Origin of the sequence: Thauera sp. SWB20 (assembly GCF_000831325.1) — a bacterium.
In the GTDB taxonomy this organism is placed as follows: Bacteria; Pseudomonadota; Gammaproteobacteria; order Burkholderiales; family Rhodocyclaceae; genus Thauera; species Thauera aminoaromatica.
Window position 1 is genome coordinate 882,581 of sequence record NZ_JTDM01000021.1, and the last position, 16,931, is coordinate 899,511.

Genomic DNA, 16,931 nt, shown 5'->3' on the forward strand with positions numbered 1-16,931 from the left:
CGGCACCCGAACAGCCCACCGCGGTCGACGCGCCGCAAGAATCTCTCCACGGGGAATCCCCACGACGCCCAAGGCAGCAGCCCCACGAGGACACCGACCATGAACCCGCTCGTCCGCATCCAGCCCCGCAGCGCCGACCTCGGCGACGGCATGCGCGTCCGCCGCACCCTCCCCAATCGCCAGCAGCGCATGGTTGGGGCGTGGTGCTTCCTCGACCACGCCGGGCCGGTGCACTTCGAGCCCGGCAAGGGCCTGCACGTCGGCGCGCATCCGCATATCGGCCTGCAGACCTTCACCTGGCTGATCGAGGGCGAGGTGCTGCACCGCGACAGCCTGGGCAACGAGCAGCTCATCCGCCCGGGACAGGTCAACCTGATGACCGCAGGCCACGGCATCACCCATACCGAGGATTCGCTGCACGACGGCGTGCGGCTGCACGCCGCGCAACTGTGGATCGCCCTGCCGCCGGAGCACCAGGATTGCGCCCCGGCCTTCGACCACTACCCCACGCTGCCGCAATGGCGCGAAGGCGGCGCCGAACTCACCCTGCTCGCCGGCCGCTACGGCCAACGGACCGCGCCGGCGCGCATCCACTCCGCGCTGGTCGGCATCGACATCGCCTGCGACGAGGCGAGCGCGCTCACGCTCGCGCTCGACCCCAGTTTCGAGTACGGGCTGATGGCGCTCGTGGGCGATCTGAAGATCGACGGCGAGACGATCCGTACAGACGAGCTCGCCTACCTCGGCAAAGGACGCGGCGAGCTGCACCTGGCCCTGCCCGCAGGCGCGCGGGTGCTGTTCCTGGGTGGCGAGCCGTTCGACGAACCGGTGCAGATGTGGTGGAACTTCGTCGGCTTCAGCAGAGCCGACATCGCGCAGGCGCAGGCCGCGTGGGAGCGCGGCGACGAGCGCTTCGGCGCGGTCGGTGACGGCCGGGCGCGACGCCTCGTGGCGCCGCCTCTGCCATGGCGGGGGCCGGGCGACACGCGCCTCCCCCACACCTGAGCGCAGTCGAGGTCGAAACCCGGACTCCGGTCCGAGCGGTCGGCAAGCACCGCCCCCAGCCAGCCCTCGAGCCGGGCAGCCTGCGCGCGGTCCGCGCGCGTACGAATGCTGTCGAGTCTGCGACGCACGTCACCGACGATCCGGACCGACCAATGGAACATCGGATCGGCCGATCGCACTCGACCCCGTCGGGCGAGACGCCCGGGCAAGCGCGCATCGGAGTCCGCCTCGCCGCTCAGCGCTGGCCGGCGGCCTCTGCCCGGCCCGCCTGGCGCGCGGCCTCCTCACGACGCGCCGCCTCGATCACCTGCATCACCTCATCGACATCGGCGTGCCCGGCCTCCACCTCGAAGACCCCGGTGAGCGCGCTCTCGGGCTGCAGCTTGCCCGACTCGTACAAGGCCCAGATCTCCTTGCCATACGCGGTGTCGAGCAGGTCGGGGGCGAACTGCCCGAAGTAGGCGGCGAGGTTGCCGACATCGCGCTCGAGCATGGCGCGGGCGTTGTTGTTGGCCGCCGCATCCACCGCCTGCGGCAGGTCGATGATCACCGGCCCGTCGCGATCGACCAGCACGTTGTATTCCGACAGATCCCCATGGACGATGCCGGCGCACAGCATGCGCACGACCTGGCGCACCAGCTCGGCATGGAAGCGCCGCGCATCCGCCTCGTCGAGCACCACATCGTTGAGCCGCGGCGCCGGCTCGCCGTCCTCGTCGGCCACCAGCTCCATCAGCAGCACGCCCTCGTGGAAGTCGTAGGGCACGGGCACGCGCACCCCGGCCGCGGCGAGCCGCCGCAGCGCGTCGACCTCGGCGTGCTGCCACGCCGCCTCCTGCTCCTGGCGGCCGTAGCGCGAGCCCTTGGCCATCGCGCGCGCCTGACGGCTGTTCTTGACCTTGCGCCCCTCGGTGTAGTCGGCCGCCTTGTGGAAGCCGCGCTTGTTGGCCTCCTTGTACACCTTGGCGCAGCGCAGCTCGTCGCCGCACTGCACGACATAGACCATGGCCTCCTTGCCGCTCATGAGCTGGCGCAGGACGTGGTCGACGAGGCCGTCGGCCACCAGCGGTTCAATTCTGCTCGGGGTCTTCACGTGTTCGGGGTGCTCCGCGGGGTGTCGGGGTCCGTTGCCGCGCCCGGCCGGGCGGCCGCACGCAGGGTATCGAGATACAGCGCCTCCACCTGCTCGCGCGCCCACGGCGTGCGACGCAGGAACTTGAGGCTCGAGGCGATGCTCGGTTCGTGGTTGAAGCAGCGGATGTCGATCCGCCGCCCCAGGCCCGCCCAGCCGAAGCAGGCGACCAGGTCGGTCACGATCCGTTCGAGCGTCAGGCCATGGAGCGGATTCTTGGGTTGTGCTGCGGTCATCGGGTCTTCTCGCGTCGAGACTGACGGTTGTGCGGATCGCTTGCTGCAGGGGGAGTGACTGATACTCCGCGCTGGCGCGCGTTGTCAATCCGGGGTGTAACGGGCGGCAGAAGGCTGAAATGGGTCTGCGTGGTCATGTGTCGTTTTGCCCGTTGATGCTCGGGTCGCTCAGTAATACTGCCGGATATAACTGAACGCCTTCTCGAACAGCTCCTCGTCCGCGTGCAGCTTGTACTTGAACAAGGCCTTCCGCAGCGCCTTCTTCACCTCCCGTTCCCCCGCCTGCGTCCCCTGCCATCCCGGGAAGCGCACCAGGCGCACGATCTCGTCGATGTCCGTCACCACGCGCTCGACGATGATCGGCGTCTCGGGGGTCTTCACCTCGTTGAATAGCGCGGTCAGCGCGGCCTTGCCGCGGTCCTCGTCTTCCTCGGGAGGGGTCTCCCTTTCAGCCTGCAGGGTTTCCTTGGCGATCTGCAGCAGCTGCTTGAGGAAGTCGACGCTGTTGATCTGGCCGGACTCGAAGCGCTCCTTGAGCGCATCCAGCCGCTCGGATAGATCCTTGAACTTCGGATTGCCCTGGTGCTTGCGCAGCCGGCGGTTGAGCTTGATCTCGAGTTCCTTCGCCTTCTTCGGGTCAGGGTTCGACAGCACGGCCTCGAGCAGGTCGGCGTCGAGCACCAAGGTGTCGAGGTCGTCGCGGATGGCGTCGACATGCACGTTCTGGTGGATCAGCTCGATGGTCTTGGCGCCGAGCGAATGCCAGATCAGCTTGCCGTGGCCGCTCGACGGCTGCACCGACTGGTAGATCTGCGACAGCCACTTGTAGTCGGTCTCGTACTGTCCAAGCAGCGGGTCGGGCGACAGTGCTTCCCAGATGCGCGCGAGCACGCTGTATTCCGCGGCGAAGGCGTCGCGGGTGTCGTTGTTCGGCAGGCACTGCTGGGCGGCGATCAAGCCTTCGTAGCCTTGCTGGCTGCGGTCGACGCCGGGAAAGAAGCCAAGGCATTTCTGCATCGCCTCAGGCAGCGTGTCCTTCAGCTCCTGGATGTTGCTGATGACCTGCTTCACGCTCTGGTCGTCGAACTCCAGGGCGGCAGCCACGTCGTCGAAGATACCCAGGTAATCGACGATGAGGCCGTGCGTCTTCTGCTCGGAATAGGTGCGGTTCACCCGGCAGATCGCCTGCAGCAGCGTGTGGTCGCGCAGCGGCTTGTCGAGGTACATCGCCTGCAGGATGGGGGCGTCGAAGCCGGTGAGCAGCTTGGCGGTGACGATGATCAGCTTGAGCGGGTCGGCCGGGTCGCGGAAGCGGTCGAGCAGGCGCTCTTCCTCGTCGCGGCTGCGGTCGTAGCGGGCGTATTCGGGGCGTTCCTTGCGGTCGCCCGGCTGCACCGACATGACGATATCGGTGGCCTCGGCGGGCAGCAGCTTGTCGAGCTCGGCCTTGAACAGCAGGCAGGACTCGCGATCGAAGGTCACGATCTGTCCCTTGAAGCCGTTGGGCTCGACCTTGCTCTGGTAGTGCTGGACGATGTCCTCGCAGATGCGGCGGATGCGCTCGGGCGTCTTTACCAGCACCGCCATCTTGGCGGCAGTCTTGGCGAGGTTGTCGCGGTCGAGGTCGGACAGGCCGCCGGTCAGGTCCTTGTAGGCCTCGTCGATCGCGGCCTTGTCGATGTGCAGGTCCACCAGCCGCGGCTCGAAGTGCAGCCGCAGCGTGGCGCCGTCGCGGATCGACTCCTCGAAGCCATAGCGGCTCAGATAGCCCTTCTCATCCTCGTCGGCGCCGAAGGCGTAGAAGGTGTTGCGGTCGGCGCGGTTGATCGGGGTGCCGGTGAGGCCGAACAGAAAGGCGTTGGGCAGCGCCTCGCGCATCTTGCGGCCGAGGTCGCCTTCCTGGGTGCGGTGCGCCTCATCGACCAGGGCGATGATGTTGCTGCGCTCGTTCAGCGCCCCGGCTTTCCCGTTTGGCGTCTCGCCGAACTTGAAAATCGTCGTGATGATGATCTTGCGCACGTCCTGCGCCAGCAGTTGCTGCAGCTTCTCGCGCGAATCGGCCTTTTCCAGGTTGGGGATGTCGGCGCCGGTGAAGGTGCCGGTGATCTGTGTGTCGAGGTCGATCCGGTCCACCACGATCAGCACCGTGGGGTTCTTCAGCCGCGGGTGCATACGCAGCTTCTGCGCCGCGAACACCATCAGCAGCGACTTGCCCGAGCCCTGGAAATGCCAGATCAGGCCCTTCTTCGGCTGGCCCGCCAGCACGCGCTCGACGATCTTGTTGGCCGCCTCGTATTGCTGGTAGCGGCAGATGATCTTGATGCGGCGCTTCTTCTTGTCGGTGGCGAACAGCGTGAAGCTGGCGAGGATGTCGAGCACCACCTGCGGACGCAGCATGCTCTCCACCGACTGCCGCAGCGACTTGAGCGGATGCGTCTGGCCGCGCGCGTCGTCCACCCCGCCATCCAGGTTCCACGGCCCCCAGTCCTTCACCGGCAGGCCGATCGAGCCGTAGCGGAATTCCTTGCCCTCGGTCGCCACCGAGAACACGTTGCAGACGAACAGCTCGGGGACGAACTTCTCGTAGTCCTCATGCACCTGCAGCGCGCCGTCGACCCAGCTGATGCACTTCTTCACCGGCGTCTTGGCCTCGATCAGCACCAGCGGCAGGCCATTGACCAGCAGCACCAGATCGGCCCGACGCTCGGCGGAGCCGGCGCGGAAAGTGAATTGACGGGTAAGGACGAAGTCGTTGCACGCCGGGTCGTCGAAGTCGATCAGCCGCACCGGCACATGCTCGTTGTTCGGCCCGAACGGCATCGAGCGTTCGCCGCGCATCCAGGCGGCCATTTCCTCGTTGGCGCGGATCAGGCCGTCGGAACGCACCGACAGCACGATGGCGCGCAGCTTGTAGAGGACTTCGTCGGCCAGATCGGGCCGGGCCGCGATTTCGGGGTTGAGGCGGATGAGGGCGTCGCGCAGCCAGGGTTCGACGAGGAGCTCATGCGGCTGGCGGGGGATGTCGGCGGGGGCTGCGAAGTGCCAACCAGTGCGCCTTGGCTTGCGGAGGTAGTTGGGAGAGGGCTCTTCGGCCTTATTAGCGAGGGGGTTGCCTAAGTCCGCCAGGAGGTCGGACAGGTAGGCCTCGACGGTGTTGGATTCAGTGAACATCTAACCTCCATCCAGCGCCGTTGCCGCAGCTTTTCTCGCAAAACTACGCGCCGTCTCGAGTCGTTCCAACTGCGCATTCATAGCTTTCCTGAGCGTACCCAGAGTTGCCAGAAACACTCGCTGGTCCTCAAGCGGTGGCACCCTCAGTGGCATATTGAGCAGATTGGCGCGATTTATCTTCTTCATGCTCGCGCTCGTTCCTGCAGCAATCCTCATGAGATATTCCCGTGCGGGAGTCGCTTGCATCAATGCTTCGAGGTAGCGAGGATCGATCAGGAAAGGGTTCGGCTTCAACCGCATCATTGTGTCGGGGAAAGAAACGTCATTTCGTTCGTCAGTGAAGATCCCCACGTATCCGACACGATCTGCTGTATTCGATCGAGATATCAGGAGGTCGCCGACAGCAAGCCTCGCAGCGAGCATTCTGCTGGTCGGCTCAACTGATTTGAAGTCTCCCGACACGTATCCGGTGCGGGACAATGATGCCAAGCCCAACACAAAGTGGCCGGTAACTGCGTCCCGCGGTGGCGCACTGCATCCACTCTCTGGAGACTGAAGCAACAGGCCGCTCAATAGGCAACTCTCTGACTTGCCGGGCCCTGCTCTGCCAACCAGAGTGTCTTTGTACGCTTGGAGGACATGCCTTGCGGCGTTAAGTGCATCTTCCGAACGCCGGGTACTTTCCGCGCACGCGTTGAGTAATTCAACTATTGCACCCTGAGCATCAAGTGGTGGTAGAGCAAAGTCCTGTACCGCTAAAGTCCTCCAGTTGATCGTCGGCGACAGCGACCCAACCGAGATCTCCACCGCCCGATTCATGAACACGTCGCTCTGCATGAAAAACGGCAGGAACTCCGGCAACACGACGTCAGGCTTCGCCCGCAGCACCATGGCATGCGCCGAACAGATGCCATCGAACTCCGCTACCCCGAGCTTGCGCTGATACGCCCGGCGGCGCCCGAAGATGATGTCACCCTTGCGGAAGACGAGCTTGGTCGCCTCGACGTCGTCCGGACTGCCCCAGCGCCGGATCTTCAGCGAATCGGAATCGAGGTGCTCGAGGCCGACGTAATGCTCCATGCCGGATTCGGAAGGGTTGTCGACCCGCTCGTTGACGTTGGTGGCGATCTGGTCGAAGCGCCACACCTTCCAGCCGGGTTTCAGTTGCTTCTCAGCCATTGTTCTTGTCCTCAGCCCCGGCGGCGACATAGGCCTGGTGCGGGTGCTTAGCGCTTTCGGGGTAGCGAAAGCGCAGCTGCCCCTCTCGCACCATTGGAATCAGGTGCTTGTTGCGCAAGTAGTGCCGGTCTTTGTTCAGAAAGCTTGCAAGCTGGTCCACGCCCAAAGCCTGCCATGCGCACAGGCGCACAATGGCGCCACGCAAGGCTTCCGTGCTGACGCGGCCCTGTAGGGTTGCAAGCAAGGTTGCAAGCTCGAGAGGCAAGGTTGCATGCTTCGGGTTGCAAGCCTCCCCTGCTGGCGCACTGGAGCTTGGGGGGATTGCAAGCGGTGGGGGGATTGTTGGGCTGGCCAGTTCGTAATACGTGTGGCTGCCGCCCCCATGTTTTTCCAGCAAGCCCTTGTCTCGCAGGCGGCGCAGCACGCGGCTGGCGGTCAGCGTGTCCAGCCCGCTGAAGTCGCGGCACGCCGTGTTGTCCACCGCACCGGTGGCGCGAGCGTAAATCAGCACCTTGGTTTCGTCGGCATCCAGCGGCTCGCTGCTCAGCGAGCGCAGCCAGGCGTGGTCGTCCTCGGTGAGCAGGTTGTGCAGGAAAAGCGTGACGCGGAACTCGTCCGACTCGCGGCTGGAGTGAAACTCGGGCAGCGTCAGTCCCGCCTCGGCGGCCAGCCTGCGCATGCTGCGGATGCCGGTGCCTTTGGCTTCGGCCAGGTTCAGGTCGTGGAGCACGGCGGCCAGGGTGGGGTTGCGCAGCCGGGAACCCGGAATGCCGAGCTCGGCCACGGGCTTGAGCGAGTGGCCGACGTTGCGGATCTCGATGCGGTTGCTGTAGCGGATGATCTGGATCGGGCTGTGCTGCGTGTAGCTGCGGTGCATCACCGCATTGGCCAGCGCCTCGCGGATCACCTTGCGCGGGACGATCGGCTCCTGGACGCTGTGCAGTTCGCCCTCGGGCAGATGAAAACCCTTGGGCAGCTCGTCGATGATGCTGGCTTCGGCCAGGGGCAGCGCCAGCAGCAGCGGCTTGCGGATCTCGATGGACTGGAAGCGCTCGTGCGGGTCTTCCATCCACTCGATGCCAGGCACGCGGATGTAGTCGATCTTGACCATCGGCAGCATGCGGCGCAGCGCCATCGGTTTGCCGAACAGCAGGATGCCGGCCAACGTGGGGCGCGGCTCGCCATCGACGCGGCGCACCACGCCGAGCGCCTCGAGCAGATCATCGTCGCTGTAGCCGAGCTCCTCGGCGCTGGCGTTCAAGCGGCTGCGCACGCGGCGGTATTCGGCCAGCGCGGCGGGGTCGAAATCGTCCAGGCGTGCATCGGTGAGAATGCTCTGGTCCGGCCCCTTCTGCGGGCGGGAGTCGCCGCGCAGCACCCACAGATCCTCGTCGGTGCAGCGCTGGTCGGTCGATCCGATGCGGCGGAAGGCTCCGCGCGGCAGGCCGGTGGCCTTGAGATAGACCGGCTTGTGCCCGCTATCCACCTCGGCCACATACACCACGACCAGGGTCTTGCCGTCGATACGCTCGACGCTGATTTCCGGACGCAATGGAAAACTAAGCATGCTCGCGCATTGCGAGGCCAGATCCTGCTGCAGCTTGTCGGGGTCGGGCACACCCTCGGGGCGATAAACGGTGTCGCCCTTGTCGTTGATCGACCAATCGACGCCGAGCAGCAAGTGGCCGCCGTCCATGCCGGGCTCGTTGGCAAAGGCGATGACGGTCTCCAGCACCGACTTGCCGACCTCCCGCGCACGCTTGGCCTCGATGCGCGGCGACTCGTCGCTGGCATTGAGCTCGTCGAGCAGTTCCTGCGCGCTACGCATCGCTTGCCTCCTTCGCCACGCCGAGCCCGTCCAGCGTCTCGACCAGCGCATCCATCTGCTGCCAGAACGCCCGCCCGCTCTCCTGCCAGGCGTCCCAGGCCTCGGCGAGGCTGGCCGGCTGGTCGCCGCCGGCCGCCGCGGCGGCGGCACTGGCCGACGGGCGCTTCACGTACAGCGGAATCGACAGATTGCCGGCGTTCTTGTGCAGTTCGGCGAGCGTCGCCACCCGGGCAAAGCCGGGCGCGTCGGCGAAGGCCTTGAAGGCACCGAGGATGCGCTGCTGGTGCTCGGGCTTGAGGAAGCTCTGCGCGCGCTCGCGCGTGACCTCGCCCACCGCGTCGATGAACAGCACCCTGCCCTGGCGTTCGGCCGGCTTGCGCCGGTTGCAGATCAGGATGCAGGACTCCATGGGGGAGTTGTAGAACAGGTTGGGACCGAGGCCGACGACCGCCTCCACCCAGTCCTGCTCGATCATCTTGCTGCGCATGGCCTGTTCCTCGTTGCGGAACAGCACGCCGTGCGGCCACAGGATGGCGCAGCGACCGCGGTCGGACAGGCTGCCGAGGATGTGCTGCTGGAAGGCGTAGTCCGCCCGCCCCTGCGGCGGGGTGCCGAGGAAGTTGCGGCCCCACTTGTCCTGCGTCCACGCCTCGCGGTCCCACTGTTTGATGGAGTACGGCGGGTTGGCGAGGATGACGTCGAAGCGGCGCAGCCGGTCACCTTCGATGTGGCGCGGCTCGGCGAGGGTGTCGCCGCGGATGATCTGAAAGTCCTCGACGCCGTGCAGGAAGAGGTTCATGCGCGCGATCGACGAGGTGATGAGATTGCGTTCCTGACCGTAGAGCTTGAGCGTGCGGTATTCGCCGCCCGAGCGCTTCACCTCGTCCAGCGCGGAGATCAGCATGCCGCCGGTACCGCAGGTGGGGTCGTAGATGGACTCGCCCGCCTGCGGGGCGAGGAGCTGCGTCATCAGGTGGACGACGGTGCGGTTGGTGTAGAACTCGGCCGCGGTGTGACCGGAGTCGTCGGCGAACTTCTTGATGAGGTATTCGTAGGCGTTGCCGAGCTCGTCCTCGGGCACGTTGGCGACCGAGAGCGTCTGCGTGGAGAAGTGCTCGATAAGGTTCTTGAGCGTTTCGTCGGGCAGGCGCTCGCGATTGGTCCACGGCGCGTCGCCGAAAATGCCGTCGAGCAGGTCCGGGTTGGCAGACTCGATCGCCCGCATCGCCTGCTGGATGGCGGCGCCGACGTTGCGCGGCGTCTGGCGCACGTCGTTCCAGTGCGCGCCCGCGGGGATCTGGAAGCGATGGTTCTCGGCGAATTTGGCATAGGACAGGTCGCCATCGGACTCGGCCAGCGCGACCTCGTACTCCTCGTCCCAGACGTCGGAGACCCGCTTGAAGAACAGCAGCGGGAAGATGAACTGCTTGTAGTCGCCGGCGTCGATCAGCCCGCGCAGCAACACGGCCGCGCCCCAGAGGTAGCTTTCGAGTTCTTGCTGGGTGATGCGCCTGCTCATTTCAGCCAGCCCCCTTCCGCCATGACCTGGGCGAGGCGCTCTTCGGCCTCGCGGCAGCGCTGGAGCGCGTCCTTGAAGGCGGCGATCGCCTCGGGCAGCGGCGGGATGTCTTCCTGCAGCGGCGGCAGCACGTAGCGCGAGATGTTGAGTGTCCAGTCCTCGGCCTCGATCTCGTCGAGCGCGACGACCCTCACCGCGTCCTGCACGTCCTGGAAGTCGCGATACCAGCCGAGGATCTGCGCGGCGTGCTCGGCCTCTAGATAGTTCTGCGCCCTACCCCGCCGGAAGAGGCGAGAGGCGTCGGCGACCAACACCTTGCGCCGGCGCGCGGCCGGCTTCTTCTTGCGCAGCACCAGGATGCACGCGGCCAGACCGGTTCCATAGAACAGGTTGGGCGCCAGGCCGATCACCGCTTCGATGAGGTCGAGCTCGAGCAGCTTCTGGCGGATGCCGCCCTCGGCGCCTTTGCGGAACAGCGCACCTTGCGGCAGCACGACCGCCATGCGGCCGGTGCCGTCGGCCATGGACTTGACCATGTGCTGCACCCAGGCGAAGTCGCCGCTCGACGAGGGCGGCAGGCCGGCGAAGTTGCGGCCGAAGGGGTCGTTGAGCCACAGATCCTCGCCCCATTTCTCCAACGAGAACGGCGGGTTGGCAATGACGCAGTCGAAGGCGGACAGGCGGTCGCCGTCGAAGAAGGCCGGGTTGCGCAGCGTGTCGCCGCGAACGATCTTGAAGTCCTCGATGCCGTGCAGGAAGAGGTTCATCCGCGCGATGGACGAGGTGGTGAGGTTTTTCTCCTGCCCGTAGAGCTTGCCCCACAGGCGCTTCACGTCGCCGTGCATCTCCTGCACGTGCTGCACCGCGGCCAGCAGCATGCCGCCGGTGCCGCAGGCGGGGTCGTAGATGGTCTCGCCTTCGCGCGGGTCGAGCATGTCGATCATCAGCCGCACCACGCTGCGCGGCGTATAGAACTCGCCGGCCTTCTTGTTGGTGGCGTCGGCGAACTTCTTGATCAGGTATTCGTATGCGTCGCCGAGCAGGTCGGACGTGACGTTGCCGTTGCCGAGCGGCAGCTTCGAGAAGTGCTCGATGAGATCCTTGAGCAGCGCATCGGACAGGCGCTCCTTGTTCGACCACTGGGCATCGCCGAACACGCCATAGAGCGTGTCGGGGTTGGCCTTCTCGATCTCGCGCATCGCGTGCTGCAGCGCCGCGCCGACGTTGGCAGCCTTGGCGCGGACGTCGTTCCAGTGGCAATCGTCGGGGATCTGGAAGCGGTGCGACTCGGGGAACCACGCGAGCTGCTCGTCGCCGGTCTCGTCGACGATCTCCTGGTATTCCTCGTCCCAGACGTCGCAGATGCGCTTGAAGAAGAGCAGCGGAAAGATGTAGGTCTTGAAATCGGCCGCGTCGACCGGCCCGCGGAGGATGTTGGCCGACTCCCAGAGGTGCGATTCGAGCTGGGCGAGCGTGATGCTGGGTTGATGCAAGGCGCGTACTCGCAGGTGGAAAACTGGGCTGGATTATCGCAGATGAGACGCGCACAGCAGGGGGTCAGGCCTTCTGGCTGCCGCGCAACCGCGGAACGACGACCTCCCACTGCTCGCACCTGACCGCATCCATGTACGCGGGCTCGGTTTCCTCCTTGTATCGCACGACGATGCCGGCGACCTCGCACCTCTCGGGCTCGAGCGCCAGCTTGAAGGCCTTTGCAGTGCGTCCGACCATGTTGCCGCGAAGGTCGAGGAGCACGTAGCGATCACCGTCGGCGCGCAACGCCAGCGGATCGCCGGGCTCGAGCCGGCTGATCGCCTCATGCACCGATGCACCGGGACGCTGCCGGCCGGCAAAGCCGATGTCGACATCGCCGAGGCTCAGCAACTGATACTGCACGTCCAGCGCTGGGTCATGATCGCCTTCAAAACGGCGGTGCTGCGTAGCGGCGCTGAGCGTCGTGACGAATGCGTTGCCGGGCTCGAAGTCGCACAGCGTCAACGTTTCCTCCGCCCGTGTCATGCCTACGTAGTAGAGCCTGCGGGCCTCTTCCATCTGCTCGGCCGACGCCTCCCAGTTTCCATCCAGCACGGCGACGTGGCGGAACTCGAGCCCCTTTGCCGAGTGCACCGTGCCGAGGAACAGCCCCGGGCGCGGCTGCTGCCGAATCTCGCGGGCGTAGTCGTAGAGCCAGTCGACCATCGTTCCCGGCGCAAGAAGGCAATCGCCATACTCGCTGCCGAGTTGCTCAAGCGCGGTCGCGAAGAAATCCCGCCAGACCGGATCCGCGGTCAGCTCGCTGGCGTGCTGCGCTAGCGCCGCAGCAGCGAGCGAAGGCACGGCAAGGGCACGCAGATGCGCGACCAGGCGGACGAAGGGACGCTGCCGGGTGAGCGGCAAGCCGTTCTGCTTGTCCGCCGCAAGGAAATACGGAATGCCTTTGCGCTCGCACAAGGCCTGCACCGGCCACAGGTAGCGGTGACTGCGCGCCAGCACTGCCACACCCTGCCAGTGATCCCGCACCTCCAGTGCCCGGAGCCGGTCCAACTCTGCGATTACAGCCTGGGCCTGGAGGTTGCCGCAGTTGCGGTCCGCCCCCGGAATGCGAAGCCGGAGCACGCTGCCGCGCCGCTCGGGATCGAGCGCTTCCCACGCGCCGCCCGCCGGCCCGGTCGCACGCGCCGGATCGATGCGGATGGGATGCTGCACCTTGAGCCGCGAGGCATTCTGGCCAATCAGGTGATTTGCGGCGCCGATGATGGCCCGGCTGGAACGGTAGTTCTCGACCAGATAGCTGATCTGCGCGTCGTATTCTTCGCAGAAACGTGCGATGTGGCGGTTGCTGCCGCCCCGCCATTGATAGATGTTCTGGTCGTCGTCACCGACGGCGAGGATGCACAGGTCACCCTCCTGTTCGTCGTGCCGCCCGGCGAGCGCGCTGACGAGCCGGTACTGGCGGTCGTCGATGTCCTGGTATTCGTCCACCAGAATGTAGCGATAGCCCTGCAACAGACGCTCGCGCAGATCGTCCTCGCCTTCGACCGATGCACGGCCTTCCAGCAGTTCCGCAGCGCGGTCGAGGACGGCATCCAGCTCGCCCTCTTCCACCTTGTCGCGGCGATCGAAACTGGTGCCGGTCAGCCGCATGGCCATGGCGTGATAGGTGAGCACAGTGATCCCGATCGCATCGTTGCCGACCAAGGCAAACAGGCGCTTGCGGATCTCGTTGGCCGCATGCCGGTTGAAGGTGAGCGCGATGATCGCCGCGGCCGGCACGCGCCGCACACGCAACAGGTAAGCGATGCGATGCACTACGACCCGCGTCTTGCCTGAACCCGGGCCGGCGAGCACGAGCCGGTTCTGGTCCCGGTGGTCCGTGACGATGGCCTTCTGCGTGGCGTTCAGCGCGTCGATGATCGCCTTCCACGAGCCCTCGCTGGTGGCAAGCTGCAGGATCTCTTCCTTGCCCGGAAAGTAGTGGCGCAGGAAATCGTCCTTGCTGCGGGTGAAGTAATGCATGACCAGCCGCAAGGCGTCGGCCATCTCCCTGAGCGCGATCTCGGCGTATTCGCGCATCACATGCACCTGGATGCGGCGCTCCCGGTAGTGCTCGTCCAGGCGCTGGAAGTCGTCCTTCACATAGCGCTGGCCCTGCTTGTCCGGGTTGATGTCGATCGTCATCGCCCGCCGCATCACGGTCATGCCGTGGTTGAGAGTCAGCACCTCCTGGTGGTGCAGGTAGAGCAGCACGTGCTCCAGCGCCTTGAGACGCTGTTCCGGCTTGATCGTGGTGGACAGTTCCAGGTCCGCTGCGAGGAGATGCTGAAGCTCGCCAAAGGTGGTCTGCACCAGCAAGTCCTTGCCGCGCTGCCCGGGTGGCAACTTGCCGAACAGGAAGGGCAGCACCGCCGCGGCGATGCGCCGCCGCTTGTCGCCCAGCCCCTCGACCTGCGACCAGCTGTATCCGCCGCGGATGCGCAGCTTGAGATGGTCGCGGTTGACCTGCCGGAGCTCGAAGCTGCTGCGCTGCTGGCTGTCGCCGTCGCGATCGAGCGCGAGACTGTGAAGCAGGCGGGAGACATGCAGGGGCAGCAGCTCGGCCTGGCCACAGCGCTCGCGCAGGGCAGCCGTCAGCGGCGGCAGGTTGACGTCCTGCCACGACCCGTCGTCCGCGTCCGGCGCGAGCTCGCGCAAGACCTTGAACAGCGCCGCCTCCAGCGCCAGGCAGCGCTGCAGGCGCTCGCTCGACGCCCCGGCAATCCCGTGACGCAGGTAAAGCGTAAGCTGAGAATCGTTCTCCAGCAGGCCAAGCGCCTCGAGCTGCCTGAGCGCAGCGCTGACCTCCTCGTTCGTCTGCCCGGTCAGCAACATCAACTGGTCGGTATTGATGCGCTCGTCTGCGTCGGCTGAATACAGGTAGCGCAGGATCGCGCGGAATTCCTCGAGACGCCGCTGAGGCAGGCGGGCGTTGTCGAGCCGCTTTGCCGCCTCTTCCTCAGTCAGGCACAGCTTGGCGGGAAAAACCTTCGTGTGGTTCTCTTGTCGCCGTAGAAACTGCCCACGCTCCAGCCAGGCGATGGCGGTAACGACTTTGGTTTCCGCATCCCGGTCATCCGACTCGAAGCTGGTTTGGACGGTCTCGTCCTGCAAAATTTCGCCCGCGGTGATCACCACCTGTCCGCCCTTGCGCTTGGCGGCTTCGAATCGGAGCTTCTTCAGGATCTGCTGGATGTCCTTATAGCTCAGCCGTGAACGCTCGCTGAGCCCAAACTGGGTTTCGATGTCCTGCGGGTCGTAAAGCAAGACGCAACGGGCATCGTCCTGGTCCCGCCCGGCACGGCCTGCTTCCTGAAGGTAGTTTTCCAAGGAGCCGGGGATATCAGCGTGGACGACCAGGCGCACATCCGGCTTGTCCACGCCCATACCGAAGGCGTTGGTGGCGACGATCACGCGCAGCTCGCCACGAATGAAAGCGTCCTGGATGTCCTTCTTCTCGTGTGGCTGCAGTCCAGCGTGAAAATGCCTGCAGGTCCAGTTCTGCCCGATGAGGAAATCGGCCAACTCTTCCGCCTTCTTGCGGCTGGCGACGAACACCACGGCACCGCCCTCACGCCCCTCGAGTTCGTCGCGGAGCAAGTCGTGGGTGCGCGCAAACTTCTCGCCGGCCGCTACCGGAAAGACCTCGAAATGCAGGTTCGGGCGCTCGGGCGTGCCGATGAAGGACTTGAAGCGAACGCCCAACTCATCGAGGAAATGCTTGCGGATATCGTCCAGCACATCCTGCTTGGCGGTGGCGGTGAAGCACCCGATCGGGGCGAGCTCACCCTCGCCGGTGAACTCACGGATGAAACGCGCCGCGTAAAGGTAGTCCGGTCGGAAATCGTTGCCCCACTTCGACAGGCAGTGCGCCTCATCGAAGATCCAGGCACCGATCTGCCGATTGGCGATCGCTTTGCGAAAAGCGTTGTTTCGGAACTGCTCGGGCGACACCAGCAGCATGCCCACATCGCCCAACTGGATCTTCTCCAGCACGTCGGCCCGCTCGGGCATGGTCAACAAGCCGTTCAATGCGGCCGCACACTGGACGTTGCGCGCGAGCAGGCCGTCCACCTGATCTTTCATCAGCGACTGCAGCGGCGAGATGATCACTGTGAGGCTGCCGTTGCGGTGATAGCGATTCAGCGCCGGCAGTTGATAGCAGATCGACTTGCCGCCACCGGTGGCAAGCACGGCCAACACCGGCTCGCTTCGCATGCCGGCCAGGACGATGTCGTGCTGCATGCTGCGGCCTTCCGCCTCGTAGCGAAAATCGTCGAAGCCAAAGTAGCGCTTGAGTTCCCGCCGGGGGTCGTGCGTCGTGCGGCAGTAGGTGCAGCCGGGGTCGTCGCAAGGCCGATCGCGCAACTCGGCGATCAGCTGCCCCACCGCCGGGAACTGGTGGCGCACCCAAGGGGCGAGCACCGAATTACCACCCGACACCCGCAGCCATGCCAGCACGTAGGCGATCGGCCAATGCAGTTCGGGCCGTCGCAGATCGTCCTCTAGCAGACCTTTCAGCCGGGTGCGGCAGACCGTGAGCTCACGCTCGATCCCGGGATCGGATTCTGCCAGCAAGGCCGGCAGACGACCGGCAACGTCCTCGAGCGACAATGGAGCCCGCCGGGTCAGCGCAAACAGGAAATTACCCAGCCCCGCTCCGGTGCGCGGCGCGATCAAGGCCTGGTAGCACAGCAGTTCCTCGGGATTCGCCTCGAACAGCTTGTCGAAAGCGTTCTGCTGGTCGGCGAACAGCGTCAGTGTCGAGCGGCAGTCGGACAGCGGCGAGTTCAGGCTGTCGCGGATCAGCTTGTAGTCCTTGATCAGCCGGTGGTAGGGGTTCTGCGGAAAGGCGAGCGGCGACAGGTGCAGTGTGTCGATCACCGGAAGCTGCAGCAGCGCAGAGTTGGGCGCAACCTCGCGCAACACGGGCAAGTCATGAGCCAACACATTGTGCCCGAGCACGAAGCTCGCCCCCGCGGACATCGCATCGAGGCGGACGAGCGCCGCACGAAGCCCCGCGCCGGTATTCAGCTCGAGCCTTTCACCGGTATCCGGTCGCAATGCTCCGATCTTGATGATCTGCTGCCGGCCACCGTTTGCTCGCGGAACCGTCTCAAGATCGAAGATCAAGCACTTTGGCTGGAGGGTTTGCGGTGTCTGCGCCATCCGGAAATCTGTCGCTTGCTGCGTTTGGCCAACGCGACCTGGATGAGGTCGTCAAGCACGCAGCAGACGACAAACCGACTGCAGGAAGGGACGGAAGACCACTGCGGCGTAGTCCGCATGATAGCGGCACGGCTTTGCTATGCACTTGGCAAAGGCACT

General features: G+C 65.4%; 9 protein-coding genes. 1 reads left to right on the forward strand and 8 read right to left on the reverse strand.

The window, feature by feature from the left end; all coding sequences use genetic code 11:
• Positions 1–99 precede the first annotated feature (99 nt).
• Positions 100–1,005, forward strand: a complete 906-nt coding sequence (locus PO78_RS21390) for a pirin family protein (protein WP_004298163.1) — start codon at positions 100–102, stop codon at positions 1,003–1,005.
• A gap of 235 nt (positions 1,006–1,240) precedes the next feature.
• On the opposite strand, the gene PO78_RS21395 is transcribed toward PO78_RS21390, so the two are convergent.
• The 8 genes from PO78_RS21395 to PO78_RS21430 form a co-directional block, all read right to left on the reverse strand.
• Entirely contained in the window at positions 1,241–2,098 is an 858-nt protein-coding gene (locus PO78_RS21395) for a PA4780 family RIO1-like protein kinase (protein WP_004298165.1), read from the reverse strand.
• Positions 2,095–2,373, reverse strand: a complete 279-nt coding sequence (locus PO78_RS21400) for a VF530 family DNA-binding protein (protein ID WP_004298167.1) — start codon at positions 2,371–2,373, stop codon at positions 2,095–2,097. The genes PO78_RS21395 and PO78_RS21400 overlap by 4 nt, the downstream gene beginning before the upstream one ends.
• 168 nt (positions 2,374–2,541) lie before the next feature.
• The gene (locus tag PO78_RS21405) at positions 2,542–5,544 is read right to left on the reverse strand and encodes a type I restriction endonuclease subunit R (RefSeq protein WP_043746736.1); all 3,003 of its coding nucleotides are present in this window, start codon (positions 5,542–5,544) and stop codon (positions 2,542–2,544) included.
• Entirely contained in the window at positions 5,545–6,723 is a 1,179-nt protein-coding gene (locus PO78_RS21410) for a restriction endonuclease subunit S (RefSeq protein ID WP_004298171.1), read from the reverse strand. It lies immediately after the preceding gene.
• Positions 6,716–8,551, reverse strand: a complete 1,836-nt coding sequence (locus PO78_RS21415; RefSeq protein WP_043746739.1) for an ATP-binding protein — start codon at positions 8,549–8,551, stop codon at positions 6,716–6,718. The genes PO78_RS21410 and PO78_RS21415 overlap by 8 nt, the downstream gene beginning before the upstream one ends.
• The gene (locus tag PO78_RS21420) at positions 8,544–10,070 is read right to left on the reverse strand and encodes a type I restriction-modification system subunit M (RefSeq protein WP_043746742.1); all 1,527 of its coding nucleotides are present in this window, start codon (positions 10,068–10,070) and stop codon (positions 8,544–8,546) included. The genes PO78_RS21415 and PO78_RS21420 overlap by 8 nt, the downstream gene beginning before the upstream one ends.
• Positions 10,067–11,563: a type I restriction-modification system subunit M gene (locus PO78_RS21425; protein WP_004298176.1), complete on the reverse strand. Its 1,497-nt coding sequence runs from the start codon at positions 11,561–11,563 to the stop codon at positions 10,067–10,069. The genes PO78_RS21420 and PO78_RS21425 overlap by 4 nt, the downstream gene beginning before the upstream one ends.
• Positions 11,564–11,627: 64 nt before the next feature.
• The gene (locus PO78_RS21430; RefSeq protein ID WP_082047936.1) at positions 11,628–16,736 is read right to left on the reverse strand and encodes a RecQ family ATP-dependent DNA helicase; all 5,109 of its coding nucleotides are present in this window, start codon (positions 16,734–16,736) and stop codon (positions 11,628–11,630) included.
• Positions 16,737–16,931 lie beyond the last annotated feature (195 nt).